Origin of the sequence: Zwartia hollandica (assembly GCF_019923725.1) — a bacterium.
GTDB classification, from domain to species: Bacteria; Pseudomonadota; Gammaproteobacteria; order Burkholderiales; family Burkholderiaceae_B; genus Zwartia; species Zwartia hollandica.
On sequence record NZ_JAHXRI010000005.1, the window covers coordinates 1 to 23,446 of the forward strand.

Genomic DNA, 23,446 nt, shown 5'->3' on the forward strand with positions numbered 1-23,446 from the left:
GCGAGATCACCCGCTAGCTTCCACGGCAGCGTGTTTTCACGGCCAATCGTACGATTTTCGGCGTAGGCGACAATCAGGCTCAGGGGCATATTGTGCTCGGTCTCAACGCTACACCGCCACGGGCGCTTTGATGTGCGGGTGGTGGTTGTAATTCTCAATGACGAAGTCGTCGTAACGGTAATCGAACAGTGAGTCCGGTTTGCGTTGAATCACAAGTTGAGGGTATGCGTTCGGTTCGCGAGAAAGCTGTAGCTCGACCTGCTCAAAGTGATTGGTGTAGATGTGGCAATCGCCACCGGTCCAAACAAAATCACCAACTTCAAGTCCGCACTGTTGTGCCACCATATGTGTCAGTAAGGCATAGCTTGCGATATTGAAGGGGACGCCAAGAAAAATATCGGCACTGCGCTGATATAGCTGGCAGGACAGCTTGCCCTCAGCAACATAAAACTGAAAAAAAGCATGACAGGGCGGAAGTGCCATGTTTTTGATTTCACTGACATTCCATGCAGAAACAATCAGTCTTCGTGAATCGGGTGTTTTTCTGATTTGCTCGAGTACCTGTGAAATCTGATCAATATGTTGCCCATCGGGGGTAGGCCACGAGCGCCATTGCACACCGTAGACGGGGCCTAGGTCACCTGTCGGGCTTGCCCATTCGTCCCAGATTGTGCAGCCATTTTCTTGCAGCCACCGTACATTCGAGTCGCCTCTTAGAAACCAGAGAAGTTCGACAAAAATACTGCGGGTATGTAGTTTTTTTGTTGTGACGAGCGGGAAACCTTTGGAGAGATCGAAACGCATTTGATAGCCAAAGACCGAGCGCGTGCCTGTGCCTGTGCGATCTGTTTTGTTGACGCCCGTGGTGTAGACGTGGCGCATGAAGGTTTCGTACTGGTTCATCATGTTGACAGAGTCATCCGATTAAGCGGCTGGCTGCGCAGCTGCGCCAGACTGGACGATTTCGGCGGACCAAGTGATGGCCGCAGTGTGCGCAAGCATGGCAGAGGCAGAGCAATATTTTTCGTGGGATAAGGCAATAGCGCGTTCAACAGCAGCCCGAGGAAGATTGTCACCCGTGACTGTAAAGACAAAATGGATTTTTGTGAAAACCTTGGGATCGACCTCGGCACGCTCTGCTTGCAGTTTGACTGAGCAGCCTGTGATGGCGTGGCGACCGCGTTTCAGGATGAGTACGACATCGTAAGCTGTGCAGCCGCCTGTTCCGACTAGCAGCAGTTCCATCGGGCGAGGAGCGAGGTTGTGACCCCCACCCTCAGGCGCACCATCCATGGCCGCAATGTGTCCGGTTCCCGTTTTTGCAACGAACAGCATACCTTGCGGTCCGCCCCAGTCAATGTTGACTTCCATATCGAATCCTTAGCGTTGAAGCAAGAATGATAATCCTTTCGGGCCTCGAAAGGATCAGGTTTTCTGCAAGATAGGGCGGGCTAGAATGCTTGTAAATCTAACTAGGAGTCAGTCATGCAGGATTCTGTGCCGAAGTTTGCTTCCGGCTTTGTGCGTCGTCATGGGCTGTTTGATGCCCTGATCGCGGAGGCGGATATGGCCCTGCAGGTGCTGTCGGGATCGGTCGGAGCGAAGCGTCCAAACCCGGCGGATGTCCTGGCGCCAGATGCGCAGGCGTTAGACGCGACTCAAAAGACGCATGCGGCGGGACTCATGCGTGTAAATCATGTGGGCGAAATATGTGCGCAGGCGCTTTATCGTGGTCAGTCCGTGGTGTGTAAGGATCCAGCTTGTACAGAGCTATTGCTCGACGCAGCTGCGGAAGAGGTGGATCACTTAGCCTGGTGTGGGCAGCGCTTAGCGGAATTGAATGCTCGCCCAAGTGTTCTAAACCCCCTTTGGTATGCGGGATCGTTTGTCCTCGGCGCTCTGGCGGGTCGATCGGGCGTAGCGCACAATCTTGGGTTTATGGCAGAAACAGAGCGTCAGGTTGAGGCGCACTTGGATAACCATCTTGAGCGTCTGCCGGTCCACGATGATCGGTCTCGCGCGATTGTCCTACAAATGAAAGAAGATGAGATCAAACACCGCAAAACGGCGGAAGATCATGGGGCCTCCGCCCTAGCAGCGCCGGTCAAGGCCGTGATGCGGACCGTTTCCCGGGTGATGACGACAACCGCATACCGAATCTAGGGCAGGACGACATTCTGGTTGCCACATGTTGTTGCGACGCACAAAAACAACAAAATTCCATGTATTTCATAGGTAGATTTAAATATTCTTGCAATGCACAAAAAAATGGTTTAGTATTTGGCATATGGAAGTTAAGTACAAAGTTGTTGAAACTAAACCTGCCGAAAGCAGATAAATGTTTAAACAACGGAGGCGTCCAGAAAGCTCTCGCCTCCTTAGCTTGCCAAGCTTGTCTCCTCCACCCTCCTCCTTTGGTGGATTTAGCCCAAGACTGTAAAGTCTTGGGCTTTTTTTTGTATAGCCTCGCTCTCCCTTATCATCATGGTTTTGGCTGGTCACGGATAGACAGCTATTGCGCACCCCGCAGTGATGCGCCTTGTCGGAGAATATTTTGCGTATACAGGATGTCAATCTTGCCGTTGTGGGGCTTGGGTACGTGGGTTTGCCACTGGCTGTAGAGTTCGGTAAGCATCGGAGTGTCCTAGGCTTTGATATCAACACGGCACGTATCGATGAGCTCAAAAACGGGCATGATCACACGCTGGAGGTCGACGACGTCGAGTTGGCCACCGCCAAACACTTGCGTTACACGGCCCAGCGCGCAGACCTTGGACAAGCCAATGTCTTTATCGTTACTGTGCCCACGCCGATTGATGAATACAAACAGCCTGACTTGACACCGTTGGTGAAGGCGAGTGAAACAATTGGGCAGGCTCTTAAGGTCGGTGACATCGTCATCTATGAATCCACTGTTTACCCAGGGGCAACTGAAGAGGTTTGTGTACCTGTACTCGAGCGAGTCTCTGGCTTGCGGTACAACGTCGATTTTTTTGCAGGGTATAGCCCAGAACGCATCAATCCTGGTGACAAAGAGCATCGCGTCAGCACCATTAAGAAAGTCACTTCCGGGTCAACACCTGAGGTTGCGGCACTTGTAGATGCTTTGTATCGCCAGATCGTGGTGGCCGGCACGCACCTGGCACCGAGTATCCGTGTGGCGGAGGCGGCTAAAGTCATTGAGAATACGCAGCGTGACGTCAATATTGCGTTGATTAATGAGCTGGCGTTGATTTTTAACAAGCTCGGCATCGATACAGAAGCCGTCTTGCAAGCCGCCGGGACAAAGTGGAATTTTCTTCCGTTCAGGCCGGGTTTAGTTGGTGGACATTGCATTGGTGTGGACCCGTATTACTTGACGCATAAGGCTCAGTCGATCGGCTATCACCCAGAGATTATTCTGGCGGGGCGCCGGCTCAATGACAGTATGGGTGGGTATGTTGTGTCTCAGCTGGTTAAGGCGATGACACGGGAACGTATTTACGTGCAGGGGGCACGTGTGCTGGTCATGGGTTTGACCTTCAAGGAAAACTGCCCTGATTTACGCAATACACGTGTTGTTGATATCGTCAAAGAGCTTGGTGAGTACAACGTTGACGTAGATGTGTATGACCCGTGGGTTGAGGCAAAGGAGGCTGTGCATGAGTACGGCATCCATCCTGTACAGACGCTTGAAAATGGGCGCTACGATGCGGTGATTATGGCCGTGGCACATCGACAGTTTGCCGAGCTGGGTATCGATGCGATCCGCGCATTAGGAAAACCCAAACATGTGCTTTATGACTTGAAATATATCTTCAAGACTGAGCAGTCGGACCTGCGTCTTTAACCTTTAATAGAGTCACATGACAATCACCCGCTACCATCAGGTCCAGGCGTCCTTACGCGCGAAGCCAAGAAAATGGCTTGTAACAGGCTGTGCAGGTTTTATCGGATCTAATCTGGTTGAAACTCTCCTGTCACTTGACCAGCAGGTCATCGGGCTCGACAACTTTGCTACCGGATATCGACACAATTTGGAAGAGATTCAAGCCTCTGTGTCAGGGTCTCAGTGGTCTCGCTTTGTCTTTTATGAAGGCGATATTCGTGATCCTGCCATGTGTGCCCACGCGGTGTCCGGAGTGGATTGTGTGTTGCATCAGGCAGCACTTGGTTCAGTGCCGCGCTCTCTTAAAGATCCGGCAACCACTAACGACGTCAACATTTCTGGTTATCTAAATATGTTGATAGCCGCTCGTGACGCAGCGGTGTCTGCCTTTGTTTATGCAGCCTCAAGCTCGACGTACGGAGATCACCCCGGCTTGCCGAAAGTTGAAGATCGAATTGGCAAACCGCTTTCTCCGTATGCCGTGACAAAGTATGTCAATGAGTTGTACGCCGATGTGTTCGCTCGCTCGTATGGTTTTGCGAGTGTGGGCCTGCGCTACTTCAATGTCTTTGGTAAGCGACAAGACCCGGAAGGCGCCTATGCCGCGGTCATACCCAAATGGGTTGCCGCCATGATTCGCGGTGATGACGTGCTTGTTAACGGTGACGGCGAAACGAGTCGTGATTTTTGTTTTGTCGAAAATGCCGTGCAGGCCAATATCCTTGCTGCTGTCGCCGCGCCTGAGGGAGTTAATCAAGTCTATAACGTTGCGGTGCATGCGCGCACGAGCCTCAACGCGCTCTTTGATCTGTTGACGCATGCTCTGGGACGACAGGGCGTACAGTACGACAAAGAGGCCGTGTATCAAGACTTCAGGGCCGGCGATGTACGTCATTCGCAAGCGGACATCAGTAAGGCGCGCACACTCTTAGGCTATTCCCCCACGCATACGATTGCTGAGGGGTTGGAAGTGGCCATGCCTTGGTACGTCAAATTTTTGGGCTAATGAGACAGGCGCGCGATGCCTCGATCTAGCCGCTCGCAAGCTTACGGACCCAGTGGGCCGTAGATGGATCATAGGGACTGACTGCAGGGTCGCTGCCAAGTGCGTCGAGTCGCCGTTCGATGTCGCCGGCCAAGCGTTTACCGAACTCCACACCCCATTGATCGAAGGGGTTAATGCCCCACAGTACCCCTTCGGTAAAGACTTTGTGCTCATAAAGCGCAAGTAGCGCGCCAAGTTGTTTAGGATCTAATTGGGGCATGACGATCAGTGTGGAAGGACGACCGCCTGGATGCACACGGTGTTTCGCGAGTGCTGCAGCGGCCTGTGGATTTTTCTCTTTGAGTGAGACTTCAGCGAGTGCCTGCTCAAAGGACTTTCCTTCCAGAAGCGCTGCGCGTTGCGCCAAACAATTTGCGATAAGCAAGCGATGGTGGCGGGTGTGGCGATGGTCTGGTTTAGCGCAGAGGATGAAGTCTACGGGCGCGCCTTTGCCGTCCTGGTGCAACCACTGAAAAAATGTGTGCTGACTATCCGTTCCGGGCATTCCCCAAACTGCTGGGCTACTCGCGACATCAAGCGTGGTGCCATCGCGTTGCGTAGATTTACCAAGCGACTCCATTTCGAGTTGTTGCAACCAGGGGACTAAGTGTCGCAGGCGCGCATCATACGGGCATAAAGCAAATGACGCGTAGCCGAGCACGCTACAGTTCGCAACGGCGCTTAAGGCCATTTGCACGGGTGCGTTCTCTTCAAGGGTGGCATTCAGGAAGTGCTCATCCATCTGCGCTGCGCCAGCACGCAAGTCATTGAGTGTGTCCATTCCTAGGCCAAGCGCAATTGGTAAGCCTATGGAAGACCATATCGAATACCGTCCGCCGACCCAATCCCAGAACTCGAAAATGTGTTCTTCGCGAATCCCGAATTCACGCGCGGCTTGTGCGTTTGCTGTGACAGCAACAAAGTGATCAAGCGGCTGCTTGACTCCGCCTGCGCGTAACCAATCAATTGCACATGCCGCATTGGCGAGTGATTCAATCGTTGTAAAGGACTTAGACGAAATGATGATTAAGGTGTCAGACGGATCGAGACCCTCGAGCGCTGCCGTGATCGCGTGCGCGTCGACGTTTGAGGCAAAGCGAATCGTGCGCCGCCCAGCGTGTCCGGCCAAAGATTCCACTGCGAGTCTAGGGCCCCAATCACTGCCTCCGATTCCCAGGTGCACGACATTGCGATAGAGGTTTTGTGCATTGACTCTCTCGACAAAGCCGGCGAGTTTTGCTTGTTCGGCCTGCACCGCATGAGCAACCCGGGACGGGGGCGTTGGTGCTCGCAATGCCGTATGCCAGGCCGCACGATTTTCTGTCCAATTGATCGGCGCACCTTCAAACAAATCAGCGCGCGCTTGTTCAAAGCCTTGTTGGTTGAGCAACGCTCGAGCGGCAATCACAAGCGCGGGACTATGGCGTTGTGTGCTGAGATCGACCTCAAGTTCGGCGGCGCGCAGGATACGCAGCGTGGCGGGCTTGGTGGGGCTTGCGGACACCGCATGCGAAAACGATTTCCAAGCGGTAGTTTGCGAAAGGGCGCTCATAGGGGCAGGCGTAAAGTCAATGGAGATCGGTCAGAAGGGGAGTTTGACGTGCGGTGCAAGCGCGAGCAATTGTTTGCGAAAGGCGTCTTGGATGCGAGCGAGCGCTTCGACGGAGTCACCCTCAAAACGCAGTACGACAACGGGTGTTGTGTTTGAAGCGCGCGCTAAGCCAAAGCCATCTGGGTAGTCGGCACGCAGGCCATCAATTTTGACGATTTCGCTTGCGCCCTCGAATACGCCTTCGTTCTGTAGGCGTTTGATTAAAGCGTGTGGCTCGCCTTCGCGCATTTCGAGTTTCAGTTCAGGCGTTGAAACACCTTGTGGCAACGCTTCGAGGACGGCCGATGGGTTGGCCGAGCGAGAAAGGATCTCGAGCAAGCGTGCGCCGGTGTAGAGGCCATCGTCAAAGCCGAACCAGCGTTCTTTAAAAAACACATGGCCACTCATCTCGCCGGCAAGCGGTGCGCCTGTTTCGGCAAGCTTGGCTTTGATAAGTGAATGCCCGGTTTGCCACATGAGCGGCTTGCCACCCGCAGCGCGGATTTGCACCGCAACGTGACGACTGCACTTCACGTCGTAAATAATCGTCTCGCCAGGGCAGCGTTCTAGAACATCACGCGCATACAGAATGAGTTGGCGATCTGGCCAGATGATTTGTCCGGATTTTGTGACCACGCCCAAGCGGTCGCCATCCCCGTCAAATGCCAAACCGATTTCGCAATCAGTCGTTTGTACGCAGTGGATGAGGTCTTCAAGGTTGTGGGGCTCGGCGGGGTCGGGGTGGTGATTCGGGAATGTGCCATCGACTTCGCAAAAGAGTTCAGTGACCTCGCACCCCAGTCCGCGAAACAGTTGCGGCGCAACGGCTCCGGCAACTCCGTTGCCGCAGTCAATCGCGATTTTCATTGGGCGCTTGAGCTTAATGTCGCCTAGGACCCGCGCCAAGTAGGGGGTAAGGATATCGACGCTTTTTGCCTCACCTGGTGTTGTGGCGTGTGCGGGGCCCGCCGCGACCTCATCGCGCAATGCCAAAATTGCATCGCCATGCAGTGTGCCGCCCCCCATCATCATTTTGAAACCGTTGTATTCGGGCGGGTTGTGGCTACCCGTGACGGCGACGCCAGAGCCGGTTTTTAGCGTGTAGGCGGCGAAGTAGACCAACGGGGTGGGTACCTGACCCACATCGATGGTGTTAATGCCGCCCTGGCGCATGCCCTCTTGTAGGGCGCCGGCCAGTTCGGGGCTGCTCAGACGACCATCCCGACCGACGACCATTGTCGTGACGCCCACCGCATGGGCTCGTGCGGCAAGGCCGCGTCCGAGTTCGCGCGCAAAGGCGGGATTGAGTGCTGTGGGTACGACGCCACGAATGTCGTAGGCTTTGAAACTCGAATGTGGAAACGGATGTGATGCGGACACGAGTGCTGCTCCGGGTTCGGTGGGCACACTAAAAAGCGGGGTGAGCCCAAGACGCAAAATGAATCCCGTATTATCGCCTATTTGACTAGTGGCAAGCATCCTGAGAACCTCTTAATTGATGACGGTTTTCAATGAACTACCCTACAATTTGTTGAATGGTTACAAAAAAATTGGCCGGTAAGTCCAACCCTAAAATGAGATTTGAATGAGCGTATTGAAACAACTGCAGGACATCGTTGGCGCTGCTCAGGTGTTAACCGGCGAGGCAATGGACCCTTATGTAGTGGATTGGCGGGGCCGTTATCGCGGTCAGGCGTTGGCTGTTGTGCGCCCGGCCTCAACACAAGAGGTCGCTGATGTCGTCAAAGTCTGTGTCTCCAATAAAACACCGATCGTGCCTTCTGGTGGCAATACCAGCCTATGTGGCGGGGCAACGCCTGATGACACTGGGCGTGCGGTGGTGGTTTGCCTGGCGCGCTTAAACAAGGTGCGAGCGATTGATACAGATAACGACACGATGACAGTCGAAGCCGGTTGTATTTTGCAAGCGGTACAAGAGGCAGCACGTGGCGCTGACCGGCTGTTCCCGCTTAGTTTGGCGGCCGAGGGCAGCTGCACCATTGGTGGCAATTTGGCCACCAATGCCGGCGGCACCCAGGTATTGCGTTATGGCAATACGCGGGATCTCGCCTTGGGGCTGGAAGTTGTGACGGCCGAAGGCGAGATTTGGCACGGACTGCGCGGATTGCGCAAGGACAATACGGGCTACGACCTGAGAGACTTATTCATTGGAAGCGAAGGTACGCTGGGCATCATCACCGCTGCGACGCTGAAGTTATACCCTTTGCCGGTTGCCCAGCGCACTGCGATGCTAGCGTTAAACACCATGGAGGATGCAATTACCGTATTGTCGCGTGCGCGAGCCGGTTTTGGTGCCTCGCTCACGGGGTTTGAAGTCATGATGGGCCCAGTTTTGCAGGCGGTGGTCAGATTGTTTCCGCAGCAGCGACTGCCCTTTGAAGGGGCTTCTGCCCAATCGCCTTGGTTTGCTTTGCTAGAGCTTTCGGATAGCGAGAGCGCGGAGCATGCGCAAGGACGCTTCGAGGCAGTCCTAGGTGCGGCGATCGAAGATGGTCTTGTGACCGATGCGGCCATCGCAGAGAATATCGCTCAGAGCAAGGCGATGTGGCATTTGCGCGAGAGCATCCCCCTGGCTGAGGCTGAGCTTGGCAAAAGCATCAAGCACGATGTGTCGATACCTATCTCTTCGATCGGGAGATTCGTCCAGGTGACTAACGCAGCGCTACAGAAGCGGTTCCCGGGTATTCAGCATATTGTGTTCGGTCACCTTGGCGACGGCAATTTGCACTACAACGTGGCGCGCGCGCCGAATCAAACGGAACAAGAGCTCCTCGCATCACAATACGATGTTTACCAGTTGGTGCATGACAGTGTGCATGCGCACGCGGGCTCGATTAGTGCTGAACACGGTGTTGGGCAACTCAAGCGTGATGAGCTCACCCGGTACAAGAGCGAACTGGAACTCAAACTGATGAAGCAGATTAAAACAGCCCTTGACCCGCAAGGGCTGATGAATCCGGGCAAGGTCTTGCAGGCTTAATTAGCGTTTTTGGCAGGTCGAGCAGTAATAGGTGGCTCGCTGTCCCTGCACGAGTCGTTTGATCGGGCGGGAACACGTTTTGCATGGTTTGCCGTCTTGTTCATAAACGGCGGCATGCAATGTGAAATAGGCGCCTGCCTCGCCCGTGGCATTGACATAGTCACGCAAGGTGCTGCCACCGGACTCGAGCGCATCTTTAAGCGTACCGCGTAGGGCAACGACTAAGCGTTCACAACGCTCGTACGATAGGCGTGCCGCGGGGGTGGCAGGGTGAATTTTGGCGCGGAATAGGCACTCTGAGGCATAAATATTCCCAGCACCCACCACAACATCGCCCGCTAGTAAGGCCTGTTTAACCGCCATTTGTCGCCCCGCAAAGCCTTTGCGCAGGTGCTCTGCGTTAAAGCGGGGGTCAAACGGCTCAATTCCAAGTTTTTGTAGCAACGGATGCCGCTCGGCTGGGCCGTCTTCGGCTGGGTGCCAAAGCACAGCCCCAAATCGTCTGGGGTCATGCAGACGCAGGGTTAGGTGCTCAAAATGCCATTCAACATGATCGTGTTTGCGCAATATTTCGCCAGTTTGGACGCTGCGCAGCGAGCCGGACATCCCCAAGTGAATCAGTTGGGTGCCCCGATCGAACTCTAATAGCAGGTATTTCCCTCGGCGCCGACAGGCATTTACCTTCTGCTCTTTCACCCATTCCGGTAGCCCTGCAGGGATAGGCCAGCGCATGCGCGAGTCGTGTACGACCATGCGCTGGAGCACCCGTCCTGTTGCAACGGCATCAATTCCTTTACGAGTTGTTTCAACTTCTGGTAGTTCTGGCATGGGCGAGTGCTAACATCTTGTCACTGAGTCAGTTGATTGTGCCACCAACTAGGCGGTTCGCGTGAAGTCGTCGTTTAAATTTCGTATTACCCCTTGGCTTGCTACCTTGCCCGTGGCCGTGTCGATTTCACTTTTTGTGTCGCCGGTTTGGGCGCAGGTGGGGCAGACCAAAGGAACCTCTCAAAACACCCCTCTTCAGATTCAGCCTCGCGTCGCTGAGTCCGAAGAGATCCATTTGCGCTTTGGCCAGCTGCCCGAAGTCACACTTACATCCTCCCTTTTGTTTCGAATACTGGCTGCCGAGATCGCGGCGCAGCGAGGGTCGTTTTTGTCTGCGGGCAAAACGATGCTGGAGCTAGCGCGTGAGGTGGGCGACTATCGTCTTGCCCGCAGAGCGCTTGAGTTTTATCTAGGAGGCGGAAATTTGCCTGGCGCGTTGGACTCCGCGCGTGTTTGGTTAAGGATTACGCCGGATGACCCAGAGGCCGCCTCTACTGAAATGGCGCTTGCAGCTGCCTCCGGGCAGACAAGCGGTCTTGCAACGGCACTGCGTAAGCAAATTGATGCCACGGCAGACAAAAATGTCGGCATCGCACAAGCAGCACATATTTTGAGCCGTATGCCGGATAAGCGTAATGCGCTGAGTATCCTATCGACTGCAATTGCGGAAAGCACAGCTCGCAACACGCTTGCTGCGCATCTGGCGCTTGCTGATATGGCCAGTGCGGCCGCAGATCGCGAACGCGCCTTGGAAGAGGCCCGTAAAGCCCTTGCGGTTGCCCCACGCTCGGAAGACGCGGCGATGCGCGTATTTGAGTACGGTTTAGGTGTTGACCCAGCGGCAGCGCTACGTGATGCGTCGGCTTTTGCTGCTGCACAGCCTCAGGCTCGTCGTTTGCGCTTGATGATGGTTAGTCATCTGACGGATTTGCGGCAGTACGACACCGCAATGAATGAACTTCAGTCAATGGCTAAACGGTCGCCAGAAGATTTCGACTTGCTGTTCGTTCAGGCCCAGGTCGCGTACCGTGCGAAAAAGCTAGATCAGGCGCGAGGTTTTCTAGAGCAGTTTGTCATCGTCCAGACGCAGCGTGAACGCGGGTCTGCTCCCGGCGCAACTGACGCGCCCTCTGCACTTGCTGAGGCATATCAACTTTACGCACAAATTGCTGATGAGCAGGGCAAACTCGATGAGGCTGTTAGTTTGCTCGCCAAAATCGAGGATCCCTCCGCGCGTTACTCTGCCCGGATTAAGCAGGCAATGATTCGTGCGCGTCAAAAGCGTGTGGACGAAGCGATTGCCTTGATTGATTCTGGTAGCCCGCAAAGCGATGATGAACGAATTCTTGGCTTTTCGGCAGGTGCACAGATTTTGCGTGATGCAGATCGAATCGGCGACGCGATTAAACGTTTGAACGCAGCTAATAAAGAGTTACCAGATACGATTGAGATTAAATACGAGCTCGCGATGCTCTATGAGCGCGAGAATAAAATGCGTGATACCGAGAAACTCTTGCGCGAAGTGATTGCGCTTGATCCCGGACACGCGCATGCGCACAATGCCTTAGGGTATTCGTTAGCGGATCGAAATCAGCGCTTGCCTGAGGCGCTTGAGCTGATCACCCGTGCGCTGTCTTTAGCGCCCAAGGACCCCTTCATTTTGGATAGTATGGGTTGGGTGAAGTTTCGGATGGGCGATAACCAACAAGCGTTGGAGTACCTCGAACAAGCTTATGCTAAACGCCCTGAGGCTGATATTGCTGCGCATCTTGCCGAAGTGTTGTGGCGACTTGGGCGTCGTGATGAGGCTCAAAAGTACCTCAAAGAGGGCGCGCAACGCGACCCCAAAAATCCCACACTCATTGATACGGCGAAGCGACTCGGAGTGCGCCTTTGAAGGTGACGTTTTTATTGGTCTGGGTGAGGGCACTCGTTGGCTTTACTCTGATCGCACTGGTTGGGTGCGCGACGCAGCAAGCAAGTCTCGCACCGCAACCCTTGGATTCCTTTGCTAGAAGTGGACGGTTTGCTTTACGGGTAGAAGAGCCACTGTCTCCTGCGCAAGCCGTGCAGGGTGGCTTTTCCTGGCGAGATGCGAACGGCCGGCTTGAACTAGATTTAACCAATCCGTTTGGCAATATTTTGGCTCGCATTGAGGTGACAGGTAAACGTGCCGTGCTGACTCAAAGTAATGGCGTTAAGTTAGAAGCGCTCACCCCAGAGGAGCTTGTAAAAACTGCAGTGGGCGAGGCGATCCCCGTCAAGAATTTGCGTACTTGGTTACGTAGTCAAACAAGCGCTGAGCCTGCGATGACGCGAGTGAGTCGGGATGAGCAAGGACGAGTCGCAAGCTTCGAACAAGCTGGCTGGCGAGTAGAGCTCTCGCGTTTTGATGCTTCTGGTCCGCGACTCTTGGTTCTTTCGCGACAGGATGACGCAAAAAAAATCGTAATTCGCCTAGTTGTTGATGGGACCTAAAAGCGCCGTAAAGGCTTGATTTAATATGCTTTATGACCTCGTTGCTCCCGCCAAGCTAAATCTTTTCCTGCACGTTGTTGGTCGACGTTCAGACGGCTACCATTTGATTCAAACGGTGTTTCGGCTTATCGACTTGGCCGACTTACTTGATATTGATACGCGCAGTGACGGTCAAATTGTTCGTGAAACGGACATGTTGGGAGTAGCGCACGACGACGATCTGGTGGTGCGCGCGGCCAAAGCGTTGCAACAATATACGGGCACCAAGCTCGGCGCTCAGATTCGTCTGCGCAAGCATATTCCGTCAGGCGCAGGGCTTGGGGGCGGCTCGAGCGATGCGGCGACTGTGTTGATCGCCTTGAATCGATTGTGGCGAACCGGTCTGAGTCGACAGGCGCTGATGCAGTTGGGGCTAAGTTTGGGAGCCGATGTTCCAGTGTTTATTTATGGGCAAAATGCGTTTGCGGAAGGAATTGGTGAAAAGCTCACGACCGTAGAGTTGCCTGAACAGGCCTATTTGGTGGTCCAGCCGGCGCAACATGTGCCCACGCAAGGGATTTTTCAGGATCCGGATTTGACAAGAAACACCGATCCGGTCAAAATACTGGACTTTTCTGGGCGTCAAATCGCGGGATGCGAAAGCACCGCAGATTTGGGTTTTGGGCGCAATGATTTGCAGCCTGTTGTGTTAAAGCGTTACCCGGTGGTACAGCAAGCGCTAGATTGGCTAAACAAAGCCGAATTTAGTGTAGGTGGTTTTGAAGCGCGTATGACGGGGTCTGGGGCATGTTTATTTATAAATTTTCCTGACGCCACACAAGCTGAGCTCGCTCGCCAGAAATTGCTCGCTAAAATAAGTTCGGATTTTTCCGATACTGCAACGGCGGACATGTTCAACCCGATACAGTCTATTTTGCTGTGTAAAGGTTTAAATGTGCACCCGCTGCAGGATTGGGTTGATAGTTAGTTGGGGAGTCGCCAAGCTGGTTAAGGCACCGGATTTTGATTCCGGCATGCGAAGGTTCGAATCCTTCCTCCCCAGCCCCATTGCAGAGCTGTTGAACTAGCCAACGTGTGTAAGGGCATTTGTTCAGCAGCTTTTTTGTTCCGCATCTAAATTCTTACTGTCTGTGACTGCCTCGACCATGGCCAACGATAGTTTTATGATTTTTACCGGTACAGCCAATACAAGGCTGGCCGTTGATGTGGTTAACCACCTAGACATGTCCCTAGGTCGAATGACCGTCGGCCGTTTCTCGGACGGGGAAGTCATGGTTGAAATTAACGAAAACGTCCGCGGTAAAGACGTTTTTGTGTTGCAACCGACCTGTGCCCCCACCAATGACAACCTGATGGAAGTAATGGTGATGGTCGACGCGTTGCGTCGTGCTTCGGCCGGCCGTATCACCGCCGCGATCCCTTACTTTGGGTACGCCCGTCAAGATCGTCGCCCACGCTCGGCCCGAGTTGCAATTACCGCCAAGGTTGTCGCAAACATGTTGCAGGTGGCTGGTATTGATCGCGTGCTAACAATGGATTTGCATGCAGATCAGATCCAAGGTTTCTTTGATATCCCTGTAGACAACATTTACGCTGGCCCGATTTTGTTAGGCGATATCTGGCGCCGCAATTTGACTAATCTCGTTGTGGTGTCACCGGATATTGGTGGTGTGGTGCGTGCCCGGGCCTTGGCGAAGCAGCTTGAGGCCGACCTGGCCATTATCGACAAGCGTCGCCCTCGTGCCAACGTTTCAGAAGTGATGAATATCATTGGTGAAGTCGATGGCCGCACTTGTTTGATCATGGATGACATGGTTGACACCGCTGGTACGCTTTGTAAGGCAGCACAAGCGTTGAAAGAGCGTGGCGCTGGGGCTGTGTATGCCTACTGTACGCATGCCGTTCTGTCTGGCGGTGCGATTGAGCGTATTAATAATTCTGAGCTCAATGAGTTGGTTGTGACCGATACGATTCCACTGTCTGAGGAAGGTCGCGCTTGCGGCAAAATCAGACAGCTGTCATGCGCAGCTTTGCTGGGTGAGACCATCTTACGAATTTCAAATGCTGAGTCAGTGAGCTCACTGTTCGTTGACTAAAGCGAGAAGAATTTGTTAGCCACTGGTCGCGGTGGCCGACAAACGCGTTGACTGATATTCAGGCAGCGTTTTAACCGGGTGATATCCACCCTTTTTGGAGTTTTTTCATGCAATTTAATGCAACCCCACGAAGCGTACAGGGAACGAGTGCGAGCCGCCGCCTGCGCCGTGAAAGCCGCGTCCCAGCCATTGTTTACGGTGGCAAAGAGCAGCCAATCAACATCGAACTCGATCACAACGAAATTTTTCACGCCTTGCGTAAAGAAAAATTTCACGCATCCATTCTCGACATGCAACTCGAAGGCAAAAGCCAACAAGTTCTGTTGCGTTCGGTTCAGTGGCACCCCTTCAAGCAGATCGTGATGCACGTTGACTTCCAGCGTGTTTCAGCGGACCAAGCTTTGCACACCAAGGTGCCACTGCACTTCATGAACGCTGAGCTTTCGCCTGCTGTCAAAATCAGCGCTGCAATCATCTCGCATGTGTTGACGGACCTTGACATCTCTTGCTTGCCAGCGAACCTGCCAGAATTCATCGAAGTAGATCTGAGCAAATTGGTTGGTGGTGGTTCGATCCACTTGGCTGACATCACGTTGCCAAGCGGCGTGACCCACGTTCCCCATCGCGGTGACACGAATCCTGTGTTGGTGACTGCAATCGTTAAGGGTGGCGCGAGCGATGATGCTGATGCCAAGCCAGAAGGCGCAGCCCCTGCAGCCCCTGCCGCTTAAGGATCGAATGGTGCTGAACCCTTAGGGTTCGGTCGCCGCACGTTCCGATCGCCCCGCTAGCGTTTTGCGCAAGCGGGGCTTTTGCTTTCTAATGCAGGCATGTCTAAGCCAATCAAACTTATCGTAGGTCTTGGTAATCCTGGGCCGGATTATGAACGCACGCGTCATAACGCGGGTTTTTGGTTGGTCGATGCGATTGCAGAGGATTTGCGCGCGAGCTTCACGAATGAAAAGTCTTTTTCAGGACTAGTCGCCAAGGCGCGAGTGCAGGCCGAGCAGGTCTTTCTTGCCAAGCCTCAAACCTATATGAACCGTTCAGGTCAGTGTGTGGGCGCCTTGGCGCGTTTCTATAAATTGGAAGCACAAGAAATCTTGGTGGTGCACGACGAGCTTGATCTCTTTCCGGGGCAGGTTAAAGTCAAGCAAGGGGGCGGTCATGCTGGCCATAACGGATTGCGGGATATCCAGGCAGTGCTTGGTAGTGCAGACTTTTGGCGTTTGCGTTTGGGCATTGGTCATCCAAGAACTCTTAATCTGACCCAAGAGGTCGCAGATTTCGTTCTGCATCCGCCTCGCCGAGAAGACCAGATGGCGATTGATGATTGCCTGACACGTTGCCGGGCTGTGATGCCACTTTTTTTTGCGGGCGATTTTGCACGTGCCACGGCTCAACTGCATCGTGATAACCCCGCATGATTGAGCAGTCTCGGGTGACGGGCGTGTTGCCCTTTCGCGAGGAGCTCGTGCACTGTCTTCGCTTTATTAGACGTCCGACCCTGACTCGGGCTTTTGCAAACCGCTCTGCCGGCGCACGGGGTGGGGGTGCATGGCACGCAGACTGGTGGCCTGGCATCTCCGTCAAGCGCTTATTGGCGTGGGCAGCACTGCTGTGGTTCGTCAACATCGTCTTATTGGGCCCTCTGGTCTTGGGTGTTTTTGAGTTGAGCGGTGCCAGCCATCGAATTGACGTGCATAACCTGCCCTGGTTTCAGGCCTTGCTTTGGGCGCCCATTGTTGAGGAATTATTGTTTCGGTTTGGGTTGCGGCGTCCGGTGCACGCGCTGTGGTTAGTGCCCGTGCTCATCCTCGTATTTCTAAATGGTATGCAGTGGTGGGCCGGTAGCTTGCTCGGTCTGTCAGTGTTGGTGTTGTGGTGGCTTGCGCGCTGGGATGTGATGCCTAGCGTGTGGTCCTGGTCTTGGTTAAGAGCCTACTGCAAGGTATTTCCTTGGGTGATGCATGCCTCGGTCGTGGCATTTGCTGCGCTACATCTGCATAATTTTAAATTCGAGCAGATGGCGTGGTGGATGATGGTCGTATTGGTGCTCCCGCAGTGGGTGACGGGGCTCGTGTTGGCCTGGATGCGGGTGGAGCGTGGCATCGGTGCCGCGATATTGCTACACGGCTTGTTTAATGCGGGCCCGCTCGCCGTTGCTTGGGTTGCGCTTCAGTTTGCGAATGCAGCAAGCTAAGATTTAGCTGTGTACTCCTCTCGCAACTGTCTCTTTAAGATCTTGCCGATCTCGCTGCGGGGGAGGCGATCAATGCAAATTAAATCAGCTAGGCGCTGGGTCTTCCCGACCCGAGCATTGAGCCATTGGAGCAAGCTCTCGGCGCTGACGTCCGACTGCGGGCGCAACACCACATAGGCGACTGGCGTTTCGCCCCATTGACGTGAGGGCACACCGACCACCGCAGACTCACGAACCGCTGGGTGCTGACTCAACTCAGCCTCGAGATCGCTCGGGTAAATATTGAAGCCGCCCGAGATCACCACATCCTTTTTGCGATCAGACAAGGTCAGAAAACCATCTTCGTCATAACGTCCGATATCGCCGGTGCGAATAAAGCGCTTGCCCTTGGCGTCAAACCATTCGACCTCTCGCGTTTTTTCTGGCATGCCGAAATAGCCTTCCATCATGGCAGCGGAGCTACCTACGATTTCACCAGTCTCGCCTGGCGCAACTTCCTGGCCCTGCTCGTTAATGAGCCTAATGTCGTGCCCGCTCGCGGGCTTTCCAATGGTGTGGAGCTTATGGGGGTAGTTGTGCGCTTCAAGTTCGCAACGTCCGCCGCCTTCGGTCATCCCATAAATTTCAGTTAGGCGGCCCGGCCAGCGACGTAATACGTCGGCCTTGAGCGCAGCACTGAAAGGAGCGCTCGTTGAAAACTTCGCCTGAAAAGAAGAAAGATCGAAGTCATCAAAATTGGGATCATCCATGAGCCGCTGATATTGCACCGGCACGAGCATCGTGTGCGTGACACGATGCTGCTGGGCGAGCTCCAAATAGCGGCGGGTGTCGAACTTCGACATCAAGATTACGGTGCCGCCTAGGGCAAGTGTCGGTAAGAGTGCGACGAGCGTTGTATTGGAATAAATGGGTGTGGACGCCAGCATGATCGTATCTGGGCCATAGCCGTTGGTCGCTGCGCGTTGCACATGCGCCCACCGCATTGAGCAGGGTTGCACGATCCCTTTTGGCGTTCCGGTCGTGCCCGAGGAGTAGATTAAATTAAAGGGCCAGTGCGGCTCGGGAAAAATTGGCGTTGGGGTGGCGTGCGGGGTAAGCCAGCTGGACCAGTCGGATGCGTCGCCCGAGGAGTCGTCGAGCCAGACCCGGTTGAGTCCCGCTGCGGCTTGTTCATCCGTTGACCATTGGCGCGCGCAAGCTTGATCCATAAACAAGATCTTGGCACCAGAGTTGGCCAGCATGGCGGAAAGGTTTTGTGGGGTCGCGGAGGGGGGCAGAGGGGTCATGAGACCGCCTGCCCGAAGAACACCTAAAAAAAGCGCAACGTACTCAATGGAAGTACTCGCGCAGGCTGCAACGGCCTGGCCTTGTTTTAGGCCTTCCCGTTGTAGGCTGTTAGCCACCCGCCCGATAAGCGCATCCAGTCCAGCGTAGCTGAGGGTATGCCCATCCAGTATTAAGGCTGGTTGAGTTGGGCGCTCTGCGGCCGTGACATGGACGAGTGCCGGGATAGACCCAAAAGGACGAGCGAGGTGGTCATCGAGATACATGGCGGGACCCAAAGCGTTAAACTCAATCCTCATATTCTATACAGCTGTTCCACCCTTCAGAAATTCAGGATTCTCATGGCTCTGCAATGTGGCATCGTGGGTTTGCCCAACGTCGGTAAATCCACCCTTTTTAATGCCCTCACTAAGGCGGGTATCGCCGCCGAAAACTATCCTTTTTGTACGATCGAGCCAAACGTGGGCGTGGTCGAGGTACCTGACGCCCGCCTAGGCAAGCTCGCCGAAATCGTCAACCCCGAGCGCATCTTGCATGCCACGGTTGAATTTGTGGATATCGCAGGCTTGGTGGCTGGCGCCAGTCAAGGCGAAGGCCTGGGCAATCAGTTCTTGTCACACATCCGCGAAACCAACGCCATCATCAACGTGGTGCGCTGCTTTGAGGACGACAACGTCATCCACGTCGCCGGCCGTGTCGATCCGATTTCTGACATTCAAGTGATTGAAACTGAGCTTGCCTTGGCCGATATGCAAACCGCTGAAAAAGCCTTGCATCGCTATCAAAAAACTGCACGCTCGGGCGATAAAGACGCACAAAAAGTTGTCGCGATTCTTGAAGTGGTCATCAAGCAGTTAAACGATGCACAGCCGATTCGTGCGCTCGGTTTGTCAGACGAAGACATGGCCTTGATAGCACCGCTATGCTTTATCACTGCCAAACCCGCCATGTACGTAGGCAACGTCAGTGATCACGGCTTTAAAGACAACCCGATGCTTGATCGCCTGACAGAATACGCCACGGCACGCAAAGCACCCGTCGTGGCGATCTGCGCCGCGATTGAATCTGAAATTGCAGAACTGCCTGACGACGATAAGGCTGTGTTTCTCGAAGACATGGGCATGCAAGAGCCAGGCTTAAACCGCCTGATTCGTGGCGCCTTCACCTTGTTAGGTTTGCAAACCTATTTCACCGCCGGTGTAAAAGAAGTACGCGCCTGGACAGTACCGATCGGCGCAACAGGCCCACAAGCTGCCGGCGTGATCCATACCGATTTTGAGCGCGGCTTTATTCGCGCACAAACCATCGCCTACGAGGATTTCATTACCTTTAAGGGCGAACAAGGCGCCAAGGAAGCAGGCAAGATGCGCGCCGAGGGCAAGGAATACATCGTGCAGGATGGCGACGTCATGAACTTCTTGTTTAACGTATAAAAAGGGCGCTTGTCATGGCTGACATGCACATCATTCCGATTGAGCGATTGCGTTCCGCAGTGCGCTATCTCGTTTCTGGCTTTGGTAGCGATGCGCGCGAAATCGAACTCGTTACCGAAAATTTAATTCAAGCGAATCTAACCGGACATGACTCGCATGGCGTTGGCATGTTGCCACGCTATGCCGAAGCCTATCTCGAAGGTAGCCTAAAGCCAAACGCCAAGATTCAAACGCGGATGGATAGCGGCACCATGATCGGTCTGGATGGCGAGTGTGGTTTTGGCCAGGCGATTGGGCATCAAGCGATGGAGTTGGCGATCGCACGTGCGAAAGAGCATGGCAGCTGCATTATGGCCTTAGGCAACTCTCATCACCTCTGCCGTATCGGCGCCTGGGCTGAAATGACTGTCGCTCAAGGGTTGATTTCGATTCATTTCGTCAATGTCATTTCGCGCCCCATCGTTGCACCCTTTGGCGGTGGCGATGCACGCTTTGGTACGAACCCCTTTACGGTGGGTATCCCCGTGGCGGGTCAAGATCCGATCTTGCTCGATTTTGCGACCAGCATCATTGCGCAGGGTAAAGCCCGTGTCGCTTTCAACAAAGGCGAGCAATTGCCTGAGGGGTATCTGATCGACAGTGAAGGCAAACCTACAACAGATCCTGTCTACGCAGTCAAGCCTCCGCTTGGTGCGTTGTGCACCTTTGGTGACCACAAAGGATTCGGCTTGGCGTTGATTTGCGAACTGCTGGGCGGCGCACTGGCAGGTGGCATGACAACGCATGCTCCCGCTGACGGCAAGCGTCGTGTCGTCAACGGCATGCTGTCGATCGTCTTTGATCCCGCTAAGCTTGCGGACGGCTCTGTGTTTGAGCACGAGATGAAGGCGTTTATCGACTGGGTCAAGGCTTCGCCACCGCTCCCAGGAGGCGAGGGCGTACGTGTTGCAGGTGAGCCTGAGCGCGAGTCGCGTGCAAAGCGCACGAAGTACGGTATACCCGTGGATCACACCACGTGGTCTGACATGTTGGACACGGCAAAGAAGTTAGGGCTTGATCCTGTGCAAATGCAGCAGCTTGCCGGCCTCTAGAGCTGGCGGCTATGAATACAGAAAAATGATCTAGGGAGACATAAATGGCTATTCAAAAAATGACAGGTCGTCAGGCTTTCATCAAGCTGCTGCTTGACGAGGGCGTGACACACATGTTCGGTAATCCGGGTACGACCGAGCTTGCCATTATGGAAGCGGTGCCTCAGTTCCCTGAGCTGACCTATGTGTTGGGCTTGCAAGAGTCGATCGTAGTTGGGATGGCCGATGGTTTTGCTCGCGCTACGAACAAATTGGTTGCTTGTAACTTGCACTGTGCGCCGGGACTTGGCCATGCGATGGGGGCGATCTATAGCGCTAAGTTTTCTGGCTCGCCTTTATTGATTACGGCAGGTCAGTACGAAGTGGGCTATGGTCTGCAAGAGCCGCTGCTGTATGAGCCCTTAGTGCCGATGGCTGCGCCGTTGGTGAAGTGGGCGTTTGAGGTCACACGGTTAGAAGACCTGCCACGCATTATTCGACGTGCCGCAAAGATTGCCCGAACTCCACCCATGGGGCCGGTGTTTATTAGTTTGCCAGGCTCGGTACTCGACGAAGAAGCAGAAATCGAATTTGGCTTTCCGACGGTCGTGGACGCCGCAGTGCGTCCTAGTGATACTGCACTTAAACAGATCGCGCAAACCTTGCTTGCCGCGAAAAAGCCCGTCATTGTTGCCGGTCGCGAGATCGCCAACGCGGATATGTTTGCACAAGCGTGCGAGCTTGCCGAGCTGTTAGGTGCCGCGGTCTATCAAGAGTCCGTGCCGTATAACGCGCGCTACCCCTCGTCACACCCGACTTGTATGGGCGACCTGACACGTAATCAAAAGAAAGTGCGTCAGACGCTTGAACAATACGACCACCTCTTGTGCTTGGGTGCGGATCTATTACGCATGTCGCCCATGAGCACGGTAGAGCCTCTGCCTCCAGAGCTGCCCGTCACCCACATTACTGAACGAGATTGGGAACTCGGCAAAAATTACTCGACTGCGACCGCTGTGCGTGCGGATGTGAAAGAGACGCTACTGGCACTGCTGCCGATTTTGCGGGCAGCACGTACGACAGAACAAGCTCAGCAAGCCCAAGCGCGGGTAAAAGAGCTTGCGACACGCAACTGGTCTGCAGCCCGTGCAAAGACGCGGCAGGATGTCGCGGCGAGTGCGAATGCCAAGCCGATTGATCAGCGTTATCTGGTCAGCCAGTTGGTAGATGTCTTGCCTAAAGATGTCATCGTTGTAGACGAAACACTCACGGCTGCACCAGCGATTTCTGCGATGCTACCTATGGATGATCCACACGCCTACTATGGCTTAGCAAGTGGTGGCTTAGGCTTTGGGATGGCCGGCGCGGTGGGTGTGAGCCTAGCGCATCCGAAGCGGCAAGTGGTCGCGACCATTGGCGATGGCAGTGCGATGTACAGTATTCAGTCGTTGTGGACCGCTGCACATTTAAAGTTGCCAATCACCTATGTGATCATCAATAACCGCAGCTACCGCATTATCAAAGAGCGTTTGCTTGCCATGCGCGGCACCGATCAGTTTGTGGCGATGGATATGGATAATCCTGCTATCGATTTTGCGGGTGTTGCCAAGAGTATGGGCATGCCTTCGCGTTTAGTGACCGATCCAAGCCAAATCGCCACGGTGCTGAAAGAAGCGTTAGCAAGTGGCGGACCGAACTTGGTCGAGGTCATTGTGGCGCGGGGTTTTGGCGAAGCTACCTAGCGACCCACTGCGCGAGCCCTGCAGTCGCAAGGCTCAGCGCATCAAGGTGCCGCCATTGACATCCATGATGGCACCTGACACAAAGCTAGCGGCGGGTGAACAGAGATAGGTCAGCATGCCTGCGATCTCTTCGGGCTCGCCAAGACGCTTCATCGGGTAGATGTTCGGTTCATAGCCGCCAGTTTCTGTCATGCCCGTCGCAATGGGACCGGGGGCGACGCCGTTGACGTTGACGTGATGCGGGGCCGCGCGCCCGGCAAACCACCGCACAAGCGCGTGGACGCTCCCCTTGGAGGCAGAATAGTGCGGACCTGCCCTTAGGCCGCCCGTCCAGCCTGCGATGGAACCACACAAAGCAATACGACCATGTTTACGCTCCATCATGCCGGGCAAGATCGCACGGACCAAATTGATCGGGCCAAGTACGTTTACTTTCATCACGCGCATGAACTCGACCTCATTCCAGCTGGGATCCATCCAGTCGTCATGAAAGGGGCAAATACCCGCTGTGTCAGCCATTGCAGTCAAGGGGCCGTGGCGGTGGACCATCGCCTCGACCGCGGCGCGGTCTGTCACATCGCAAGACTCTACCGCTGTCACACCCTTTAGCTGCTGCGCAAGCTCTTCGAGTTTCGCTTGCTGCCCAAAGTCGCTTAACACCAACGTGGCGCCAAGTTGATTGCACAGGCGAGCGGTGGCTGAACCGATGCCACCTGCTGCGCCGGTAATGAGCATGCGGGTGCCCGACAGGTCAAACGCTTGCGCAGCGGTGTGATGAGAGATGTGCATTGTTGAGTGATAGAAAGA

General features: G+C 54.4%; 22 protein-coding genes and 1 tRNA gene. 15 read left to right on the forward strand and 8 right to left on the reverse strand.

The window, feature by feature from the left end; genetic code table 11:
• The 3 genes from KZZ10_RS02975 to KZZ10_RS02985 form a co-directional block, all read right to left on the reverse strand.
• Positions 1–89 (reverse strand): dihydrofolate reductase (locus KZZ10_RS02975; RefSeq protein WP_259660068.1); only part of this gene is annotated, 89 nt, incomplete at its 3' end.
• Positions 90–108: 19 nt separating this feature from the next.
• The gene (locus KZZ10_RS02980; protein ID WP_259660069.1) at positions 109–903 is read right to left on the reverse strand and encodes a thymidylate synthase; all 795 of its coding nucleotides are present in this window, start codon (positions 901–903) and stop codon (positions 109–111) included.
• A gap of 21 nt (positions 904–924) precedes the next feature.
• Positions 925–1,371, reverse strand: coding sequence for an OsmC family protein (locus KZZ10_RS02985; protein ID WP_259660023.1), 447 nt, complete (start codon positions 1,369–1,371; stop codon positions 925–927).
• A 114-nt stretch (positions 1,372–1,485) separates the two neighbouring features.
• Between KZZ10_RS02985 and coq7 the strand changes: the two genes are divergently transcribed.
• From coq7 to KZZ10_RS03000, 3 genes are all read left to right on the forward strand, one after another.
• Entirely contained in the window at positions 1,486–2,163 is a 678-nt protein-coding gene (coq7, locus tag KZZ10_RS02990; RefSeq protein WP_259660024.1) for a 2-polyprenyl-3-methyl-6-methoxy-1,4-benzoquinone monooxygenase, read from the forward strand.
• A gap of 391 nt (positions 2,164–2,554) precedes the next feature.
• The gene (gene tviB, locus KZZ10_RS02995; RefSeq protein WP_311133536.1) at positions 2,555–3,829 is read left to right on the forward strand and encodes a Vi polysaccharide biosynthesis UDP-N-acetylglucosamine C-6 dehydrogenase TviB; all 1,275 of its coding nucleotides are present in this window, start codon (positions 2,555–2,557) and stop codon (positions 3,827–3,829) included.
• A 16-nt stretch (positions 3,830–3,845) separates the two neighbouring features.
• A complete protein-coding gene (locus KZZ10_RS03000; RefSeq protein ID WP_259660025.1) occupies positions 3,846–4,874 on the forward strand; it encodes an SDR family oxidoreductase in 1,029 nt (342 codons plus the stop codon).
• 25 nt (positions 4,875–4,899) lie between these two features.
• Here the strand turns inward: KZZ10_RS03000 and pgi are convergent, their stop codons facing one another.
• Complete coding sequence (pgi, locus tag KZZ10_RS03005) at positions 4,900–6,465, reverse strand: glucose-6-phosphate isomerase (protein WP_259660026.1); 1,566 nt, start codon at positions 6,463–6,465, stop codon at positions 4,900–4,902.
• Between the two features lie 30 nt (positions 6,466–6,495).
• Positions 6,496–7,884 (reverse strand): phosphomannomutase/phosphoglucomutase, encoded by a 1,389-nt coding sequence (locus KZZ10_RS03010; protein ID WP_259660027.1) that lies wholly within the window; start codon positions 7,882–7,884, stop codon positions 6,496–6,498.
• A gap of 205 nt (positions 7,885–8,089) precedes the next feature.
• Between KZZ10_RS03010 and KZZ10_RS03015 the strand changes: the two genes are divergently transcribed.
• A complete protein-coding gene (locus KZZ10_RS03015) occupies positions 8,090–9,505 on the forward strand; it encodes an FAD-binding oxidoreductase (RefSeq protein WP_259660028.1) in 1,416 nt (471 codons plus the stop codon).
• Here the strand turns inward: KZZ10_RS03015 and mutM are convergent, their stop codons facing one another.
• Positions 9,506–10,333, reverse strand: coding sequence for a bifunctional DNA-formamidopyrimidine glycosylase/DNA-(apurinic or apyrimidinic site) lyase (gene mutM, locus KZZ10_RS03020; protein WP_259660029.1), 828 nt, complete (start codon positions 10,331–10,333; stop codon positions 9,506–9,508). It abuts the gene before it with no gap.
• A gap of 61 nt (positions 10,334–10,394) precedes the next feature.
• Here mutM and KZZ10_RS03025 point away from each other — a divergent pair, with 61 nt between their 5' ends.
• The 8 genes from KZZ10_RS03025 (at position 10,395) to KZZ10_RS03060 (ending at position 17,110) form a co-directional block, all read left to right on the forward strand.
• On the forward strand, positions 10,395–12,230 hold the full coding sequence (locus KZZ10_RS03025) for a tetratricopeptide repeat protein (RefSeq protein WP_259660030.1): 1,836 nt from the start codon (positions 10,395–10,397) through the stop codon (positions 12,228–12,230).
• 2 nt (positions 12,231–12,232) lie between these two features.
• On the forward strand, positions 12,233–12,811 hold the full coding sequence (locus tag KZZ10_RS03030) for an outer membrane lipoprotein LolB (protein ID WP_259660071.1): 579 nt from the start codon (positions 12,233–12,235) through the stop codon (positions 12,809–12,811).
• Between the two features lie 25 nt (positions 12,812–12,836).
• The gene (gene ispE / locus KZZ10_RS03035; protein WP_259660031.1) at positions 12,837–13,778 is read left to right on the forward strand and encodes a 4-(cytidine 5'-diphospho)-2-C-methyl-D-erythritol kinase; all 942 of its coding nucleotides are present in this window, start codon (positions 12,837–12,839) and stop codon (positions 13,776–13,778) included.
• A 1-nt stretch (position 13,779) separates the two neighbouring features.
• Positions 13,780–13,853 (forward strand) — tRNA-Gln (locus tag KZZ10_RS03040).
• A gap of 103 nt (positions 13,854–13,956) precedes the next feature.
• Entirely contained in the window at positions 13,957–14,907 is a 951-nt protein-coding gene (locus KZZ10_RS03045; RefSeq protein WP_259660072.1) for a ribose-phosphate pyrophosphokinase, read from the forward strand.
• 107 nt (positions 14,908–15,014) lie between these two features.
• Positions 15,015–15,638 (forward strand): 50S ribosomal protein L25/general stress protein Ctc, encoded by a 624-nt coding sequence (locus tag KZZ10_RS03050; RefSeq protein ID WP_259660032.1) that lies wholly within the window; start codon positions 15,015–15,017, stop codon positions 15,636–15,638.
• A 99-nt stretch (positions 15,639–15,737) separates the two neighbouring features.
• Positions 15,738–16,334, forward strand: coding sequence for an aminoacyl-tRNA hydrolase (gene pth / locus KZZ10_RS03055; protein ID WP_259660033.1), 597 nt, complete (start codon positions 15,738–15,740; stop codon positions 16,332–16,334).
• Positions 16,331–17,110 carry a CPBP family glutamic-type intramembrane protease gene (locus KZZ10_RS03060; RefSeq protein ID WP_259660034.1) on the forward strand — a complete coding sequence of 260 codons (780 nt, stop codon included), beginning with the start codon at positions 16,331–16,333 and terminating at the stop codon, positions 17,108–17,110. The genes pth and KZZ10_RS03060 overlap by 4 nt, the downstream gene beginning before the upstream one ends.
• Here the strand turns inward: KZZ10_RS03060 and KZZ10_RS03065 are convergent.
• Entirely contained in the window at positions 17,107–18,693 is a 1,587-nt protein-coding gene (locus KZZ10_RS03065; RefSeq protein WP_259660035.1) for a class I adenylate-forming enzyme family protein, read from the reverse strand. The two genes, KZZ10_RS03060 and KZZ10_RS03065, sit on opposite strands and share 4 nt — an antisense overlap.
• A 42-nt stretch (positions 18,694–18,735) precedes the next feature.
• On the opposite strand from KZZ10_RS03065, the gene ychF reads away from it, so the two are divergent.
• Genes ychF through KZZ10_RS03080 form a run of 3 tightly spaced genes read left to right on the forward strand, consistent with a single transcriptional unit; the run spans position 18,736 to position 22,639 of the window.
• Positions 18,736–19,827 carry a redox-regulated ATPase YchF gene (gene ychF, locus KZZ10_RS03070; RefSeq protein ID WP_259660036.1) on the forward strand — a complete coding sequence of 364 codons (1,092 nt, stop codon included), beginning with the start codon at positions 18,736–18,738 and terminating at the stop codon, positions 19,825–19,827.
• Positions 19,828–19,841: 14 nt separating this feature from the next.
• Complete coding sequence (locus tag KZZ10_RS03075; RefSeq protein WP_259660037.1) at positions 19,842–20,918, forward strand: malate/lactate/ureidoglycolate dehydrogenase; 1,077 nt, start codon at positions 19,842–19,844, stop codon at positions 20,916–20,918.
• Between the two features lie 44 nt (positions 20,919–20,962).
• Complete coding sequence (locus tag KZZ10_RS03080; RefSeq protein WP_259660038.1) at positions 20,963–22,639, forward strand: thiamine pyrophosphate-binding protein; 1,677 nt, start codon at positions 20,963–20,965, stop codon at positions 22,637–22,639.
• A 33-nt stretch (positions 22,640–22,672) separates the two neighbouring features.
• Here the strand turns inward: KZZ10_RS03080 and KZZ10_RS03085 are convergent, their stop codons facing one another.
• Positions 22,673–23,428: an SDR family NAD(P)-dependent oxidoreductase gene (locus KZZ10_RS03085; RefSeq protein WP_259660039.1), complete on the reverse strand. Its 756-nt coding sequence runs from the start codon at positions 23,426–23,428 to the stop codon at positions 22,673–22,675.
• Positions 23,429–23,446 lie beyond the last annotated feature (18 nt).